Origin of the sequence: Planktotalea sp. (assembly GCF_965659345.1) — a bacterium.
GTDB lineage: Bacteria > Pseudomonadota > Alphaproteobacteria > Rhodobacterales > Rhodobacteraceae > Planktotalea.
The window spans coordinates 36675-53081 of sequence record NZ_CBFHVK010000003.1; the positions used below are offsets into that span (position 1 = coordinate 36675).

Here is a 16407-nt window from a genome sequence, read left to right on the forward strand (position 1 = left end):
GGTGTGATCCCCGTTTCGCGGTTTCAGTTTAACTATGTTGCAGTCAGCGTTCACCGTTTGCATGTTCTCAATTCAAATTTCAAAGCGCAACGCGCGCGGTTGTCAACAGCCGTGAATGGTATGCGCGACGCCGTAGGAGCCCACCTCGATGACCATCACACACCTCGTAACCCATTCGGGTGGTTTTCACGCGGATGAGCTGCTGTCCTCGGTCATTCTAACACGTTTGTTCCCAAACGCAGAACTGAAGCGTACGCGTGACAAAGCATGGATCACACCCGATGCGCAGCGCATCATTTACGATGTAGGTGGTGATTTCGATGCCGAAGCTCAGATATTTGATCACCACCAGCGCCCCAATCCGCTGCGCGACGATGGCCAACCCTACAGCTCATTTGGCTTGATTTGGGCGCAGTATGGACAGGTCTATCTCAGCGCAATGGATGTGCCAGAGAAAGATATCGCCGCAATTCATGCGTCTTTTGATCGTGGTTTTGTGCTGCCTGTTGACTTGGTCGACAACGGCACAGTCAACACATCTGAAGCTGGTCCACTATTTGCGAGTATGACGCTACCTGTCTTGCTGGAAAGTCTGAAAACTGTGTTCGATGATCGCGAAGAGGGTGCGGATGATCGCGCTTTTTTAGCTGCACTGCCCGTAGCACGCGCCTTTGTGGAAGCGCAGATCAAGCGCAAAGCCGCCAAATTTCGCGCAGAAGATATGGTTTTAGCCGCGATCACGGCAGCGGGTGAGGGCCACGTATTGGAGCTCCCTATGGGCATGCCTTTCCGTTCGGGTGTTGAAAAGGCAGGTGCAGATCACCTGTTGTTTGTGATCCATCCAAGGGGCACTGATTGGTCCCTGACCACGATCCGTTTGGGCGATGATACTTTTGACAATCGTGCAGACTTGCCAGTTGCTTGGGCAGGTTTAACCGATGATGCGCTTGAGAAAGCGAGCGGTGTGGCGGGCGCAAAGTTCTGTCACAATGGCCGCTTCATCGCGGTCGCTTCTAACTATGAAGCAATTCGCAAAATGGCCGAGATCGCGGTTCAAGAAGCGGTGGCGCGCTAAGCCGCAAGACATTGCGCGCCGAATAGATAGGCGCTTGTTGATCGTGTGCTGCAAGCTTAGGTCAAAATCTTACCTACATTTCATACCCTTAAAACGACGAAGGGCCTCCCGAAGGAGGCCTTGCCGTATCAGCTGGGTAGGCTGATCCAAATTGGAGCGGGCGAGGCGATTCGAACGCCCGACCCTAACCTTGGCAAGGTTATGCTCTACCCCTGAGCTACGCCCGCACCGTTTGGTAGGGCGTATTTAGGCGTGTGGCCGGATGCCCGCAAGAGGAAAAATCACTCTATCCGAACTTTTTTCTAGAAAGATGAAAATTGCCCTAGAACACACTGTGTAGCAAAAGCCCAAGTGCGCTTAACAAGATCATTGTAAGCGTTAAAACCATGCCCAGAACACGCCCATTCATGACAGGTGGTGAGGCTGAAAACCCCCAAGCATGTAACAGGCGACCGCTCAACAACATCAACCCCAGAAGATGCACCGCGATATTTGGTGCGTCGGAGAGTTCAACCAGCGCCAAAAGGAGCAATCCGAAAGGCGCATATTCGGCAAAATTCCCTTGCGCGCGCATGCGCTTGAGCAAACTGTTGTCTCCATTGTCGCCCATAGAAATCTTATTGCCACGCCGATACACGATGACACGTGCACTCAAAGCTAAAAAGAGCAAAGCAAGAAAGCTGGCGTAAAGTGATGTGATCTCAAGCATAATGCCCCCAAACGAAAATCGCCCCATCAGATATGACAGGGCGATCTTCATTTTTCTATATAAACTTCGGAGTTTGAGGCAGAGCCTCAATCAGGCGCGTTAGCGCTCATCAAGCGCATGCTTAAGCATGCTCCACAAAGTCACTCAAACTCTATCAGTAGATCCTTTGCGTCAATCTGAGCACCTGCGCTCACATGAATCGCTTCGATAACCGCGCTGCGTTCCGCGTGAATACCTGTTTCCATCTTCATCGCCTCGATTGTCAGCAACAGATCGCCTTGCGCTACCTTTTGTCCAACACTTGCCGCGACAGATGCAACGACACCTGGCATAGGCGCTCCGATGTGATCTTCATTGCTGCTATCGGCCTTAGGGCGCGCAGCTGTTGCAGCTTTGACTGAGCGATTTGGCACACGAATAACCCGCGGCTGACCGTTAAGCTCAAAGAAGACTTTTACATCTCCGTCATCAAGGGTTTCACCGACTGCTTGCAAGCGAATCTCAAGGGTTTTCCCGGGGTCAATCTCGGCCGAGATTTCTTCGCGCGATTCCATTCCGTAAAAGAATGTGCGTGTTGGCAAGGTGCGTACAGGGCCATACATCCGGTGCCGCCCCATGTAATCCAAGAACACTTTGGGATACATCAGATAGCCATTGAGATCCTCATCATCGATCTCTTTGCCGTCCAGCAATTCACTCAGCTTGGCGCGCTCTTGCTCAAGATCGACAGGCGGTAAAGATTTACCAGGACGCTCTACATTCGGCTCATCGCCTTTCAAAACCTTTGCAACGATCCCAGCGGGAAAGCCGCCCGGAGGTTGGCCCAGATTGCCGCGCATCATATCAACTACGCTGTCAGGGAAGGATACATCGGTCTCGGGATCTTCAACCTCTTCACGGCTGAGACCTTGGCTGACCATCATTAACGCCATGTCGCCAACAACTTTCGAACTTGGCGTGACTTTGACGATATCACCAAACATCTGGTTTACATTGGCATAGGTGTTGGCAACCTCGGGCCAACGCTCTTCAAGCCCCATTGAGCGGGCTTGCGCTTTGAGGTTGGTAAATTGACCGCCGGGCATTTCATGCAGGTAAACCTCGGAAGAGGGGGCCTGCTGACCTGTTTCAAACGCAGCATATTGCGCGCGCACTTGCTCCCAGTAATCAGAAATGCGGCGCACACTATCCATATTTAGACCTGTGTCACGATCAGTATGCCGCAAAGATTCAACAACCGTGCCAAGGGTCGCTTGGCTGGTGTTGCCCGACAATGCATCCATTGCGCAGTCCACAGCATCAACGCCAGCTTCGGACGCTGCAAGGATCGTCGCACAAGCAATGCCTGCGGTGTCATGTGTGTGGAAGTGGATTGGCAGTCCGACTTCTTCCTTCAGCGCTTTCACAAGAACGCGCGCAGATGCGGGTTTCAGCAATCCGGCCATATCCTTCAAGCCAAGCACATGCGCGCCCGCAGCTTTCAGGTCTTTACCCATTTGCACATAGTACTTGAGATCATACTTCGCGCGATCAGCATTCAAAACGTCGCCAGTGTAGCAAATCGTGCCTTCACAGACCTTGTTCGCCTCAATCACCGCGTCCATCGCGACACGCATGTTTTCTGTCCAGTTAAGGCTGTCAAACACGCGAAACACATCTACGCCGGTTTCTGCGGCCTGGCGTACGAATTCCTGCACGACATTGTCGGGATAATTCGTGTACCCAACCCCATTGGCCGAGCGCAAAAGCATTTGCGTCATCACATTCGGCATCGCTTGGCGAATGTCGCGCAAGCGCTGCCACGGGCATTCTTGCAAGAAGCGATACGCCACATCAAACGTTGCGCCGCCCCAGCATTCAACAGAGAAAAGGTTCGACATTTCAGAGGCATACGTCGGAGCAACACGGATCATATCGATCGAACGCATCCGCGTGGCGAGCAAGCTCTGATGACCGTCCCGCATTGTGGTATCTGTTAGTAACAACTGCTTTTGGGCAGCCATCCAATCGGCAACCGCTTGCGGACCTTTTTCATCTAGTAAATTGCGCGTGCCGTAGGGTGCGGCGTCATTTGTGACCACTGGGGCCTTAGGTGTTTTCAAATCTGCGGCTGGCAACGCGCGGCCAGCAGTCTCCGGATGGCCGTTTACAGTGATGTCGGCAATATAAATCAACAACTTCGTCGCACGATCACGGCGCTTTTTGAAATCAAACAAGTCCGGCGTGTTGTCGATGAATGTGGTTGTGTATTCATTGCTTAAGAACGTTTCATGCTTCAGCAGGTTCTCCACAAACGCGATGTTTGTACTGACGCCGCGAATGCGAAATTCGCGCAACGCGCGATCCATACGTGCAATCGCTGCTTCAGGTGTTGGTGCATGGGCGGTCACTTTCATCAAAAGGCTGTCATAGTAGCGCGTGATCACGCCGCCTGAGTAAGCTGTCCCGCCATCAAGACGAATGCCCATGCCTTGCGCTTCGCGAAAGGCTGTGATGCGGCCATAATCGGGGATGAAGTTGTTCAGCGGGTCTTCGGTGGTGATCCGCGTTTGCAGCGCGTGTCCATTCAAACGCACCTCTTCTTGGCTTGCTTTGCCCGTCGCTTCAGCAATCGTTTTGCCCTCGGCGATTTTGATCTGGGCTTGGACAATATCAATGCCAGTCACCTCTTCTGTGACTGTGTGTTCCACCTGTACACGCGGATTCACTTCGATGAAGTAGAACTTGCCGCTGTCCATATCCATCAGGAATTCGACAGTACCAGCGCACTCATAATTCACATGCGCACAAATTTTGCGACCAAGATCACAAATTTCGACACGTTGTTCTTCGCTCAAATATGGGGCAGGGGCGCGCTCTACGACTTTCTGATTGCGGCGTTGAACAGAGCAATCACGCTCAAACAGGTGATACATGCCGCCATGACTGTCCCCGAGAATTTGAACCTCGACGTGACGGGCGCGGATAATCATCTTTTCAAGATAGCCCTCGCCATTGCCAAAAGCGGCCTCAGCTTCACGGCGCCCTTCAAGAACCTTCTCTTCGACCTCGTCTTCAGAATGGATCGGACGCATGCCGCGACCGCCACCGCCCCATGACGCTTTAAGCATCAGCGGGTACCCAACGTCGCCCGCTTCTTTCTTGATTGCAGCCATGTCGTCGCCAAGCACTTCTGTTGCAGGCACAACTGGAACACCTGCTTCAATTGCCACGCGCCGCGCGGAGGCTTTGTCACCAAGAGCGCGCATCGTTGCTGCCTTGGGGCCAATGAATGTGATCCCGTTGGCATCACAGGCGTCAACAAAATCGGGGTTCTCCGACAGCAAACCATAGCCCGGGTGGATGGCATCCGCGCCAGATGCTTTTGCGACGCGAATAATTTCGTCGATCGAGAGATAAGCTGCGACAGGCCCGAGACCTTCGCCAATACGGTAAGCTTCATCTGCTTTGAAACGGTGCAGACCCAGTTTATCCTCTTCGGCATAAACGGCGACGGTTTTCTTTCCGAGCTCGTTGGCTGCGCGCATAATACGGATCGCAATTTCTCCGCGATTAGCGATGAGGATTTTGTTGAATTCAGTCATGTTAGCCTTCCCGAGTTGGTCTGTTGCGCGGTTTTTACACACTAAAACCTATGCGCGATATTCGTAGTTCTGGGTGTTTAGCGGTAACAAGTGCTTATGTTAACGCTAACATCAGTTGTCAACGGGTCGACTTAACCCGGAGTTAGAATCGTCTTGGGCACATCGCTCAAGCGTTGCGCACCGATTTGGCCCATATTGGCCGCTAGATCTGATTTCAGCATATCGGCCAGATGCGCAGGCCCTTTTTCGCCAAGTGCGCCAAGCGCATAGTGCCATGCGCGTCCAAGCATCACAAAATCTGCGCCCAGAGCGAGGGCACGCAAAATATCCAGCCCGCCTTCGATGCCGCTGTCAAAGATCAAAGGAAGCTTCGTCGCGGCCCGAACGTGTTGCAGTATTTCAATTGGAGCAGGGGCCGCATCAAACTGACGCCCCGCATGATTGGACAGCCAGATTGCATCCACCCCTGCGCTTTCAAGGCGGGCCACATCAGCGACGTTTAGCACGCCTTTGACGATCAAAGGACCATCCCATTCAGCACGAAGGTCAGTCAGATAGTCCCAATCTGGTGATGTGCGCAGTAAATATCCGACATGGGCGGTGCTGCTGAGACCCTCGGTCTGACCTTTCACGTGATCCGCATAGCTGTCCATCAATCGCATACGCGGCATGCCCAGCGTCGCTGTTCCGATTGCCCAACTCGGGCACATGGCCACCTGAGCCAGCAAACGTGGTGTGAGTTTTGGCGGCTGCTGCAAGCCACCCCTGAGTTGGCGCTCACGGCGGGAGGCGACAGGCACATCAACGGTCAGCACCAATGTGTGAAATCCCGCTGATTTCGCGCGCGCCAGCATATCACTACGAATCCCATCGTCGCGCGGCGGATACATTTGAAACCAACCCTGAGCCCCAAGATGGGGCGCAACATCTTCAGGTGTGCGGGTGGCCACGGTCGATAACGTGTACGGGATGCCAAGTTTTGCCGCATTAGACGCAAGCAGACGTTCCGCATCGGGCCAGATTAACCCAGACATCCCAACAGGCGCGACGCCAAAGGGTAGGGGTAAGGTCTGACCCAACAAGTTGACGCTCAAGTCTGGCACCATCTCGCCATGCAGGATCGAGGGCATCATCAACACCTCATCCAGCTTGGCCCGATTGCGTGCTTTCGTGGCCTCGTTGCCTGTCGCGCTATCGAGATATTCCCAAACAAAATGCGGGATACGCCGCTTTGCAGCCGTGCGCAAATCAGAGATTGCGGGGTAGGTTGAGTGTAAATCCATGACTGCAGTCTTTGCTGCGTCGCGGCATTTGTCTAGCAAAAGAATGCAGAACAGATCAAGAACCTCTCTTTTCCTATTGGCATTTGCGCGCTAGAGTCCTGCCCATGAGCAATTTTGATGAAATGGACGCCTTTGACGGCGCCTCCGTGCCCCTCTCTCAACGCGCGATGTCTGCGCGTCCGATGCCTTATCTGGATGGCCTTAATCCCGCGCAGCGTGAAGCGGTGGAAACTTTGGATGGCCCAGTCCTTATGTTGGCGGGGGCGGGGACGGGTAAGACCAAAGCGCTGACAACGCGCATTGTTCACCTGATGAATTCGGCCAAAGCACGGCCTAATGAAATTTTGGCGGTGACCTTTACCAACAAAGCCGCGCGCGAGATGAAAAACCGTGTCGGTGGGATGCTTGGCCAATCTATCGAAGGAATGCCGTGGCTTGGCACATTTCACTCTATCTGTGTGAAGCTTCTGCGCCGCCATGCGGAACTGGTCGGCCTTAAAAGCAATTTCACGATTCTTGATACGGATGATCAAATCCGTCTGCTGAAACAGCTTTTGCGCGCCGAGAATATCGATGACAAACGTTGGCCTGCGCGGATGTTGGCGGGCCTGATTGATGGCTGGAAGAACCGTGCTTTGACGCCGGACAAAGTACCAAGCGCGGATGCTGGGGCTTACAATAACCGCGGCACCGAGTTTTACGAGATGTACCAAAATCGGCTTTTGGAACTCAACGCGGTCGATTTCGGTGATCTGTTGCTGCATGTGGTCACGATTTTCCAGACACACGACGATGTGCTCAACCAATATCAGCGCTGGTTCCGCTACATTCTGGTGGACGAGTATCAGGATACGAACGTCGCGCAATATCTCTGGCTGCGTTTGCTCGCAGGGGGGCATAAAAACATCTGCTGTGTTGGCGATGATGATCAATCAATCTATGGTTGGCGCGGTGCAGAAGTCGGCAATATCCTAAGGTTTGAAAAGGATTTTCCGGGCGCGAAGGTCGTGCGACTTGAGCAGAATTACCGCTCTACTCCCCATATTCTGGCCGCCGCGTCCAATGTGATCGCGGGGAATGAAGGACGCCTTGGCAAAGACCTTTGGACTGCAGAACAGGAGGGCGAAAAAGTCCGCCTGATCGGTCATTGGGACGGCGAAGAAGAGGCGCGCTGGATCGGTGAAGAGGTCGAAGCCATGCAGAGCGGCACGCGTGGTTTGTCACCAATGTCGTTGGACAATATGGCCATTCTTGTGCGTGCATCGCATCAAATGCGCGCGTTTGAAGATCGCTTTCTCACCATCGGTCTTCCTTATCGCGTGATTGGTGGTCCGCGCTTTTACGAACGCATGGAAATTCGGGATGCTATGGCCTATTTCAGGGTTGTCACATCGCCTGATGATGATCTTGCATTCGAACGGATCGTCAACACGCCAAAACGGGGCCTTGGTGACAAAGCACAACAAAAGATCCAAATGGCTGCGCGCGAAAATGGTGTGAGTTTGCTTGAGGGCGCGCGCATTGTCGTCGAAACCAAAGGGATCGGTGGCAAAGGCGGCGCGGAACTTGGCAAGCTTGTCGATGGAATAGCGCGCTGGTCCGCATTAACCCGTGGGCCACTTATGGCGAATGTGGTTGACGATGACGCGGTGCTTGATGATGGCCCAACATTTACCCAACCCGAGTATGGTCCGCCAGAGATGGGCCATGTCGAACTCGCGCAGGTTATTCTGGATGAGTCGGGCTACACAGCTCATTGGCAGAACGACAAAACACCCGAAGGGCCAGGGCGGCTCGAAAACCTTAAGGAACTCGTAAAAGCACTGGAACAATTTGAAAACCTTCAAGGGTTTCTTGAGCACGTCAGCTTGATCATGGACAATGAGCAGGATGATCATGGTGCCAAAGTCTCCGTTATGACATTGCACGGGGCCAAGGGTCTTGAGTTTCCTGCGGTCTTCTTGCCCGGTTGGGAAGATGGGCTGTTCCCCTCGCAACGCTCCATGGATGAAAGTGGCCTGAAGGGGTTAGAGGAAGAGCGCCGCCTCGCTTATGTTGGCATCACTCGCGCAGAAGAAATCTGCACAATCTCCTTTGCAGCCAATCGCATGGTGTTTGGCCAATGGCAAAACGCGCTGCCGTCACGCTTCATTGATGAATTGCCAGAGGATCATGTGGATGTGCTCACACCGCCCGGTCTTTACGGTGGCAATTATGGTGCTGCGGGCATGGGGATGAGCGGTGCTACACGTACTCAATCAGATTTGGAGCAGCGCGTTCAGGATGCGAATGTGTATAATTCTCCTGGGTGGAAACGCTTGCAAGCGCGCAAAGATCAACGCCCGATGAGCCAACCGACTGAAGCAAAGAACATCACAATCGACATGACTGCGGTGTCGAGTTTTTCCATGGGTGAAAGGGTGTTTCACCAGAAGTTCGGCTATGGCGCGGTTATCGGGATTGAGGGCGACAAGCTTGAGATCGATTTCGAAAAAGCGGGCACAAAGAAAGTCGTGTCTCGTTTCGTTGCCGCCGCAGATGCAGCAGATGACATTCCGTTTTAAAGGTAACGCCCATGAGTGGTGAACATGATCTCAACACTTTGCTGCGCAGCATGTCTGCGACATTGCTCGAGGGCACCTTCGTCTTTGTGACTTTGCCCAGTCGCGAAGTGCCTGCCACGGTTACGCCGCGCATGGTGTTTCAAGAGGGTGAGGGGACAACGCTTATCCTGCTCAAAGAGGAGGCGATTGCGCAGGGTTACGCCTTTGAATTCCCTGCGCGGATGATCACGCTGAACGTGCATTCCGCTTTAGATGCGGTTGGCTTCATTGCGCTGATTGCAACCAAACTTGCTGCCGCTGGAATGGGCGTGAACCCTGTTGCGGGTTTTTACCACGATCATTTGTTTATTCCCGAAGATCGCGCAGATGATGCCCTTAAGATCCTAGCTCAAATCGCGCAAGACGCCGAAGAAGCGGTCAAAAAATAGTCCTTTGACAATGGCTTAAGTTTTTTTGCAACACCGCCGGGGCAGAATGTAACTAACTGAATTGGCGGTTTACGAGTTTTATGCTACCTTACTTTGAATAAGCGCCAAAAGAGCGTAACTTGGCAGAGGATCGAGCGGTCAACTGCACCCAAAATTTTTGTTAGTTTGCGCAGTTTTTTAGCGCGTATGGGTGGTACTATGAATAATAAAGAAGGCGTGTTGAGTCAGCGTCACAAGGCATTTTCAGAACGTTTACGCACCGAACACAGTGAGGCTCCTCCCGCGCGGGCGGTGTTGGACATTGAACAAGACCTCGGCACAGGCGCGATTGCGTTTCAACTCTCGCAAGGGGGCAAGCGGCTTTTGTTTCGCGCCGCTGATCTTGAGCGGAAAGCGAAATTGCGTGCTGCCAAAGCCGGGCAGAACTAGAAATGGCAACCTATACTGTAGAAGCATTTCGCTGGAGCGGTACGGGATATAACGCGATTTACAATACCTCCTACACTGCTGTTTTGGATGACAATGACGGCAGTTATCAAGGCGGCGGCGATGCGTCAGAGACCGTAACGATCAATGGGGGCGCGGCTGGCAGTACCAATTCTGCGCCTTACGCGATTGATGTGAGTTTCACCGACACGCTTGGCAATCCACACGTGGAAACGTTCTTTTTCTTCAATACAAGTGCCGCACCATCAGGTTGGTATTTCGTTCCTGCACCGGGATCTGCATTTACGGTTGGCGCCACGCTCGGGACCTATCAAAGCCATACGACGGGCTGGACTTATTCTTCGGTTGTTTGTTTTGCCGAAGGCACTTTGATTGAAACTGATCAAGGTGCGCGTGCGGTTGAAACTTTAGAACCAGATACGCTGATCGCCTTGGCAGGTGGTGGTTTTGCGCCATTACGATTGAACCTGCTCAGTGAGATTTCAGCGCAACAAATGCAGCAATATGAAAACCTGCGCCCTGTTCATATTACAGCTGGTGCGCTTGGCGAAGGGTTGCCCAAGCGGGATTTGCGTGTATCGCGTCAGCATCGCTTACAGGTCAGTTCGCCCATTGCAGCGCGTATGTTTGGTGAGGCTGATGTGCTGGTCGCTGCGGTTCGACTGCTTGAAATGCCGGGCATCTATATTGATCCGAACGAGAACGCGTTGGACTATTATCATTTGGTCTTTGATCATCATCAGGTTGTTCTTGCAGAAGGCGCACCGGCCGAGAGCTTTTATACTGGCCGTGAAGCAATTGCCGCGCTTAATCCTGATGCGCGTGGTGAAGTTCTGACGCTCTTCCCGCATCTTGCCCGCAAGAAACGTGTGATGAAGCCTGCTCAAATGATTCCAGCGCGCGTTCAGCAAAAACAGCTCATTGCGCGCCATATTCGCAATGAAAAGCCGCTTTTGAACCTTAGTGCGGCGCAAGTTAGCCTTGCGCAGGGCTCTGCAATCTAATTAGCATGATCTTACAAGGTGCTGCCCTGTCGTAGGGGTGGAGAATTGGGAAACCGGTGGAAATCCGGTGCTGCCCCCGCAACGGTGTGGGTGAGAGATTGAACCAGACCACTGGAGCACGCGCTCTGGGAAGGTGTTTGATCAGGGTTATTCACTTAACCACTCGCCCTAAGCCCGGAAACCAGCCTTGCAGATAACCGAAACCGCGGGTGGCGGAGCAGGCGAAACACGCGCTGCTCTTGCTGGCTTTGATGTGTTTCCTCTGCTCAGTCATTCGCACCAAAACGTCGCCCCGGGGTGTGGGCATAAGGAGCAAAAATGACGGCACAACAAATATTTAGAGCATTGCAAGATGTCGATGGCAGCGCCCACGCGCATGTCGAGGCTGCAAAAGCTGGGTTTCTTGAATGGGCTATGACATTACCAAAAGGGTCAAACGCTTGCAAAGAGGCGCAACTTGCATTGCCCCTGTTTGGCGATTTTTCCCACACGGCTGAGGCCGCAGACCTGTTTGTGGGTTATCTGCGCGATGCCAGTCAACCGCTGCCAAGTCCGAAGCGACGCGGCGGCGCTGCAGGCAAACGGCGCGTGCTTCACTGAAGCGACATATTTCGTCGCTTTTTTGAAGTCTTGTTGCCGATAGCTTGCTAAATATCCTTATCAAACGGGAGATACTGCATGCTAAGTGAAGCCAAACACCGCACCGAGCGTTTGCAAATCGAGATGCAAGCGCGTGGTATCAGCCATGCCGTTTTCACGTCAGAAAGTTCTATTGCTTATCTTGCGGGCTTTTGGGGCTATCTCGGGATCGAGTTTGGCCGCCCGAGCATGCTTGTTGTGCGCGCTAATGCTGAACCAAGTGTGATTACGCCGCTCATGGAGAGCGAAATGGTCGCTGAAATGACTTGGGTTGAAGATATCCACCGCTGGGAAGATGCAGGTCAAAATTCTTGGGGCAGGGCTTTGTCGGCGTGTTTGCCCGATGCACCTGACCAAATCTGGATCGAACAAATGGATGTGCCCGCAATTGTGCGCCACTACATTGATGAAAAGTATCGCGGCGTTGAGCTTTGCGATATCGGACCGATTCTTGGTTCGCAAAGGATGATCAAATCACCACTTGAGATCGAGGTTATGAAGCAAGCAGGCGAAATCGCAGGCGCGATGATGGCGGCGGCGCATGGCTCGCTTCGGGTTGGCGCGCAGGAATATGAAAGCGCGCTGGCTGTGATTGATGCCGGCACCCGCAAAGCGGCTGGGTTTCTTACGGATCAAGGCTGGGAGCGGTTTGTATCCCCGATGATCCATAACTTACAAATTCTGCAAAGCGGGCGTGATACGTCTATGGTGCATCGCCGCGCATCTGTGAAAGCCTACGAAAAAGCAGATCCCGTCTATTTCTGTTTCTGCAATATGGCGCAGTTTAAGCAATACAAACTTGGTTTTGACCGTATGTTTCACGTGGCCGACGTCACTGACGAAGCCGCACGCGTTCAGCAAGCCGCGATTGACGCGCAACAGGCGGCGATTGCTGCAATCAAACCAGGTGTCACGGCAGAAAGCGTCGCAGCGGCCGCCGATGTGATTTACGCCGAGCGCGGCTACGCAACAGGCTATCGTACGGGCCGATCAATCGGTGTTGCCTATCTCGAAGCGCCTGAACTGAAAGCGGGTGATACGACGATTTTGCAAGCCGGAATGACATTTGCTGTGGATGGCGGCATTTCGGTGGATGGTGTGACGGCTGGGCGAATCGGCGACAGTATTGTGGTGACAGAAAATGGGGCTGAATATCTGACCAATTATCCGCGCCAGCTGCTCGTCACACCCAATTAGACCGATGCTTACCATAGCAATAGCACAAGCGCCGTCTGATCTAGCTGATTGGGCTGCGCGTATGGCGTGGCTTGAAGCGCATTTACCCGAGGTCTCAGCACAGGGTGCGGATTTGCTTGTGTTGCCAGAGCTGTTTGCTTGCGGTTATTTTATTGGCGATCAACTGCAAGAACGCGCCGAGCCCTGTGATGGTGTAACTGCCAAGCAGCTTCAAAAACTTGCTCAAGCGCATGGGCTTGCAATCCATTGTGGCTACGCTGAACGCAGTGGTGAGACGCTTTACAATAGCGCGATGTGCATTGGGCCAGACGGTGTTTTACTTGGTCATCAACGCAAATTGGCAATTCCGCCAGGGTTTGAGCGCAACTTTCTGGCACCGGGCGATGGCGTGTCGTTGTTTGAATTTCGTGGTTTCAAAATTGCGACTTTGATTTGCTATGACGCGGAGTTTCCTGAAACGTTCAGGCATGTGGCTGCACTCGGCGCAGAGCTGGTTTTGGTGCCTACAGCGCTTGGCGCTGATTGGAATTGGGTAGCCGAGACGATGATCCCCACACGTGCTTATGAAAACGGCGTTTTTCTGGCTTACGCGAATGGCGCTGGTCAGCAAGGCGATATGTCGTTCTTGGGCAAAAGCGTTATCGCAACACCAGATGGGCGCGAATTGGCAAGGGCAGCGGCAGGGCCTGAGATACTGTTCGCAGATCTCGATCATGCGCTGGTCGCAAAGGCGCAAGCGCGCTTGCCGTATTTAAAGGACCGCCTGCGGCTTCATTTGTCTTGAAAAGAACCGCCCCAAAAAAGAAAAACGACGATGTGTGGGAGGACACATCGCCGTTCTTTTTAAGCGGAATGCACTCGGGAGGAGATGCGCATCACGCTAAGCCTGATCCATTCTGGATCGGTATTCTATGGCAGGGCCTTCTGGGAGGAGATAGCCGCTGCCATTTTCAATTTGACCGATTTGGGAGGAGTTGGCCAAATTGAATTCTTAAAACTCTTAGTTCAGGTAGGCAGATTCATATGCGAGGCGGCGGATGGAAGAGCGTGCAATGCCCAAGTCTGCCAATTCGCGGTTTGAAAGTCCTGCCAGCTCGTTGAATGTCTGACGGTAAACTGCGCGCTTGGTGCGTGCTTCTTTGAAGTTTGCCCAGAGAACGACGAGCTTGTCACCCAATGTGCCTTGAGCGGAGAATGTATCTGTAAGGAACGCCATGTCGATCATCCTTTGTTAACGTTTCACTACTTAGCGAGACTGTCTGCCTTGCTGTTGTGATGAATATGGAGCTAATGCTGCGCGTGCACAATGGCCATCTCCGCAATGCTGCTATGCAGCAATTGCATGGGCGACGTAAGGTTAAGTATCAGGAAACATGTGCTTAATTTTTTAGCGCTTTAAAAAAATGCGCGCTCCCCTTGCACCTGCCTGCAAAGCTGCGAGGTATATCAAAACGCCTATGGGAGAGAGCAATGAGCCAGATTGAAACCGATATTAAAGATGCCCTTGCACGTTTGGCTTTGCCTGATGGGGGTGATCTGATCAGCCGCGATATGATCCGGGCTTTGTCTGTAGATGATAATTCGGTCCGTTTTGTGATCGAAGCGCCAAGCCCTGCGATTGCGCAACAGATGGAACCTTTGCGCCAAGCGGCGGAGGCTGCGGTTGCTGCCGTCGTGGGTAAGCGAAGTGTTGCTGCAGCTTTGACCGCTCATGGGCCTGCACCTGCCAAACCTGCGCCGCCTAGTTTGAAGATTGGTGGTCATCCCAAACCCCAGGAAGGCGGACCAGCACCTGTCTCTGGTGTGGACCGTATCCTTGCGATTGGCTCTGGCAAAGGGGGTGTGGGGAAATCCACCGTGTCTTCAAACCTTGCGGTTGCGCTCGCCAAACAAGGCCGTCGTGTGGGTTTGCTCGACGCGGACATCTACGGACCGTCCCAGCCACGCATGATGGGTGTGAACAAACGTCCCGCCAGCCCAGATGGCAAAACCATCATTCCGCTCAAGGCGCATGGCGTCACTATGATGTCCATTGGCCTGATGATGGACCCCGACAAAGCAATCGTTTGGCGTGGGCCTATGTTGATGGGTGCGCTTCAGCAGATGTTGGGCCAGGTGGAGTGGGGTGAGCTTGATGTGCTTATCGTCGATCTGCCACCCGGCACAGGTGATGTGCAACTGACGCTGTGCCAGAAAAGTCAGGTAACGGGTGCAATTGTTGTAAGCACACCGCAGGACGTTGCCCTATTAGATGCCCGCAAAGCGCTTGATATGTTCGGGACGCTCAAAACCCCAGTACTGGGATTGATCGAAAACATGTCGATGTTCAAATGCCCTGATTGCGGATCAGAGCATGCGATCTTTGGGCAAGGCGGCGTTGCTGCTGAGGCGGAACGCTTGAACGTGCCGCTTCTCGGTGCTTTGCCGATTGACCTCGACACGCGTTTAGCGGGAGATGGTGGAACACCTATTGCTGCGGGTGACGGAGATATGGCGCAAGCTTATGCAAAGCTCGCTAAAGGCTTGATTGAAGGGGGGATGGCGTGATCGCCACCCCGCTTCAGATAGAACCTGCTTCAACCATATAGTTGCAAGCTGTGCACATCGCAGCATCATCAGATGCTAAAAACAAAACCATGCGCGCGACGTAGACCGGATCTATAAGATCGGGCAAGCACTGGCGCGCACGGTGCGCTTCAAGGGCTTCTGGTGTCGCCCAAAGCTCTTTTTGCCGCTCTGTCATGATCCAGCCGGGGACAACGGTGTTTACACGAATGCGGTGATCGCCCAAATCGCGCGCCATTGTACGGGTCAAACCGTGCACAGCGGCCTTTGCAGTGGCATAGGCGGGAAATCCACCCCCTGCTTCCCACCAAGAATTTGATCCCATGTTGATGATAGAGCCACCACCTGCTTCGATCATACCGGGCGCGATCGCTTGAATGGCAAAGAACATATGGCGCAAATTCGTGCTTTGACGTTCGTCCCAATATTCGGGCGTGACGTCCTGCCAATCATGTCGATCGTCGCGCGCGGCATTGTTTACCAGAACATGCGCTGCCCCCAATCGATCCGTCAGCTTGCCAAGGGACGCTTTCAGCGCGTTCGCATCGCGTAAATCGCAGATCTCATAGGTGACGTTCTCCAAACTCTCGGCCAACGCCGCGCTGGCGTCTTCGTTCAAATCCAAAAACCCGACCCGCGCGCCTTGTGCCGCGAACGCTTTTACCATTTCTGCGCCAATCCCTTGTGCGCCGCCTGAGACGATGACGGTTTTGGCGTTCAGGCTGGGATAGATTGCAAACTCTGGCATGGGGCGTCCTGCTTTGGGCTGAAATGGTCTTTGCGGCACCGTTGCAGGTAATTCTGGGGAACTCAACGCTGCACTCGGGGCAGGGCACGTGGAAAGTGATGCGCCTTTGGGAATTCATGGGCGGCGTGGGATTTCATGGGCCAAACCTGTCAAAGCGAGGTTTA

General features: G+C 53.3%; 14 protein-coding genes, 1 tRNA gene and 1 riboswitch. Of the genes, 9 read left to right on the forward strand and 6 right to left on the reverse strand.

The annotated features are described in order from the left end of the window. Window positions 1–148: 148 nt before the first annotated feature. On the forward strand, window positions 149–1075 hold the full coding sequence (locus tag ACTG3Z_RS02775; protein WP_439141116.1) for an MYG1 family protein: 927 nt from the start codon (window positions 149–151) through the stop codon (window positions 1073–1075). 152 nt (window positions 1076–1227) lie between these two features. Here ACTG3Z_RS02775 and ACTG3Z_RS02780 read toward each other — a convergent pair. From ACTG3Z_RS02780 to ACTG3Z_RS02795, 4 genes are all read right to left on the reverse strand, one after another. Further along, a tRNA-Gly gene (locus tag ACTG3Z_RS02780) sits at window positions 1228–1302 on the reverse strand. 95 nt (window positions 1303–1397) lie between these two features. After that, on the reverse strand, window positions 1398–1784 hold the full coding sequence (locus tag ACTG3Z_RS02785; protein WP_439141117.1) for an MAPEG family protein: 387 nt from the start codon (window positions 1782–1784) through the stop codon (window positions 1398–1400). Between the two features lie 140 nt (window positions 1785–1924). Further along, window positions 1925–5368, reverse strand: a complete 3444-nt coding sequence (locus ACTG3Z_RS02790) for a pyruvate carboxylase (protein WP_439141118.1) — start codon at window positions 5366–5368, stop codon at window positions 1925–1927. Between the two features lie 131 nt (window positions 5369–5499). After that, window positions 5500–6651 carry an alpha-hydroxy acid oxidase gene (locus ACTG3Z_RS02795; protein ID WP_439141119.1) on the reverse strand — a complete coding sequence of 384 codons (1152 nt, stop codon included), beginning with the start codon at window positions 6649–6651 and terminating at the stop codon, window positions 5500–5502. A gap of 104 nt (window positions 6652–6755) precedes the next feature. On the opposite strand from ACTG3Z_RS02795, the gene ACTG3Z_RS02800 reads away from it, so the two are divergent. The 7 genes from ACTG3Z_RS02800 (at window position 6756) to ACTG3Z_RS02830 (ending at window position 13714) form a co-directional block, all read left to right on the forward strand. Next, complete coding sequence (locus tag ACTG3Z_RS02800; protein ID WP_439141120.1) at window positions 6756–9215, forward strand: ATP-dependent helicase; 2460 nt, start codon at window positions 6756–6758, stop codon at window positions 9213–9215. A gap of 11 nt (window positions 9216–9226) precedes the next feature. Beyond that, window positions 9227–9643 carry an ACT domain-containing protein gene (locus ACTG3Z_RS02805; protein ID WP_439141121.1) on the forward strand — a complete coding sequence of 139 codons (417 nt, stop codon included), beginning with the start codon at window positions 9227–9229 and terminating at the stop codon, window positions 9641–9643. A gap of 198 nt (window positions 9644–9841) precedes the next feature. Continuing rightward, entirely contained in the window at window positions 9842–10072 is a 231-nt protein-coding gene (locus ACTG3Z_RS02810) for a hypothetical protein (protein ID WP_439141122.1), read from the forward strand. A gap of 2 nt (window positions 10073–10074) precedes the next feature. After that, window positions 10075–11094, forward strand: coding sequence for a Hint domain-containing protein (locus ACTG3Z_RS02815; protein ID WP_439141123.1), 1020 nt, complete (start codon window positions 10075–10077; stop codon window positions 11092–11094). Then, a riboswitch (cobalamin riboswitch) is annotated at window positions 11094–11298 on the forward strand. Its footprint overlaps the gene before it by 1 nt. A 114-nt stretch (window positions 11299–11412) precedes the next feature. Beyond that, window positions 11413–11694 carry a hypothetical protein gene (locus tag ACTG3Z_RS02820; RefSeq protein ID WP_439141124.1) on the forward strand — a complete coding sequence of 94 codons (282 nt, stop codon included), beginning with the start codon at window positions 11413–11415 and terminating at the stop codon, window positions 11692–11694. 78 nt (window positions 11695–11772) lie between these two features. After that, complete coding sequence (locus tag ACTG3Z_RS02825) at window positions 11773–12930, forward strand: M24 family metallopeptidase (protein WP_439141125.1); 1158 nt, start codon at window positions 11773–11775, stop codon at window positions 12928–12930. A 4-nt stretch (window positions 12931–12934) separates the two neighbouring features. Further along, the gene (locus ACTG3Z_RS02830) at window positions 12935–13714 is read left to right on the forward strand and encodes a carbon-nitrogen hydrolase family protein (RefSeq protein ID WP_439141126.1); all 780 of its coding nucleotides are present in this window, start codon (window positions 12935–12937) and stop codon (window positions 13712–13714) included. 216 nt (window positions 13715–13930) lie between these two features. On the opposite strand, the gene ACTG3Z_RS02835 is transcribed toward ACTG3Z_RS02830, so the two are convergent. Further along, entirely contained in the window at window positions 13931–14146 is a 216-nt protein-coding gene (locus ACTG3Z_RS02835) for a DUF1127 domain-containing protein (protein WP_375265873.1), read from the reverse strand. Between the two features lie 254 nt (window positions 14147–14400). On the opposite strand from ACTG3Z_RS02835, the gene ACTG3Z_RS02840 reads away from it, so the two are divergent. Beyond that, complete coding sequence (locus ACTG3Z_RS02840; RefSeq protein WP_439141127.1) at window positions 14401–15477, forward strand: P-loop NTPase; 1077 nt, start codon at window positions 14401–14403, stop codon at window positions 15475–15477. 13 nt (window positions 15478–15490) lie between these two features. On the opposite strand, the gene ACTG3Z_RS02845 is transcribed toward ACTG3Z_RS02840, so the two are convergent. Next, window positions 15491–16243 (reverse strand): SDR family NAD(P)-dependent oxidoreductase, encoded by a 753-nt coding sequence (locus ACTG3Z_RS02845; protein ID WP_439141128.1) that lies wholly within the window; start codon window positions 16241–16243, stop codon window positions 15491–15493. Between the last annotated feature and the right edge of the window lie 164 nt (window positions 16244–16407).

What these genes read in the sequence shown, in the direction of transcription:
- ACTG3Z_RS02775 (WP_439141116.1), top strand. Translation starts at nt 149, where the DNA reads ATGACCATCACACACCTCGTAACCCATTCGGGTGGTTTTCACGCGGAT.
- ACTG3Z_RS02785 (WP_439141117.1), bottom strand. Translation starts at nt 1,784, where the DNA reads ATGCTTGAGATCACATCACTTTACGCCAGCTTTCTTGCTTTGCTCTTT.
- ACTG3Z_RS02790 (WP_439141118.1), bottom strand. Translation starts at nt 5,368, where the DNA reads ATGACTGAATTCAACAAAATCCTCATCGCTAATCGCGGAGAAATTGCG.
- ACTG3Z_RS02795 (WP_439141119.1), bottom strand. Translation starts at nt 6,651, where the DNA reads ATGGATTTACACTCAACCTACCCCGCAATCTCTGATTTGCGCACGGCT.
- ACTG3Z_RS02800 (WP_439141120.1), top strand. Translation starts at nt 6,756, where the DNA reads ATGAGCAATTTTGATGAAATGGACGCCTTTGACGGCGCCTCCGTGCCC.
- ACTG3Z_RS02805 (WP_439141121.1), top strand. Translation starts at nt 9,227, where the DNA reads ATGAGTGGTGAACATGATCTCAACACTTTGCTGCGCAGCATGTCTGCG.
- ACTG3Z_RS02810 (WP_439141122.1), top strand. Translation starts at nt 9,842, where the DNA reads ATGAATAATAAAGAAGGCGTGTTGAGTCAGCGTCACAAGGCATTTTCA.
- ACTG3Z_RS02815 (WP_439141123.1), top strand. Translation starts at nt 10,075, where the DNA reads ATGGCAACCTATACTGTAGAAGCATTTCGCTGGAGCGGTACGGGATAT.
- ACTG3Z_RS02820 (WP_439141124.1), top strand. Translation starts at nt 11,413, where the DNA reads ATGACGGCACAACAAATATTTAGAGCATTGCAAGATGTCGATGGCAGC.
- ACTG3Z_RS02825 (WP_439141125.1), top strand. Translation starts at nt 11,773, where the DNA reads ATGCTAAGTGAAGCCAAACACCGCACCGAGCGTTTGCAAATCGAGATG.
- ACTG3Z_RS02830 (WP_439141126.1), top strand. Translation starts at nt 12,935, where the DNA reads ATGCTTACCATAGCAATAGCACAAGCGCCGTCTGATCTAGCTGATTGG.
- ACTG3Z_RS02835 (WP_375265873.1), bottom strand. Translation starts at nt 14,146, where the DNA reads ATGGCGTTCCTTACAGATACATTCTCCGCTCAAGGCACATTGGGTGAC.
- ACTG3Z_RS02840 (WP_439141127.1), top strand. Translation starts at nt 14,401, where the DNA reads ATGAGCCAGATTGAAACCGATATTAAAGATGCCCTTGCACGTTTGGCT.
- ACTG3Z_RS02845 (WP_439141128.1), bottom strand. Translation starts at nt 16,243, where the DNA reads ATGCCAGAGTTTGCAATCTATCCCAGCCTGAACGCCAAAACCGTCATC.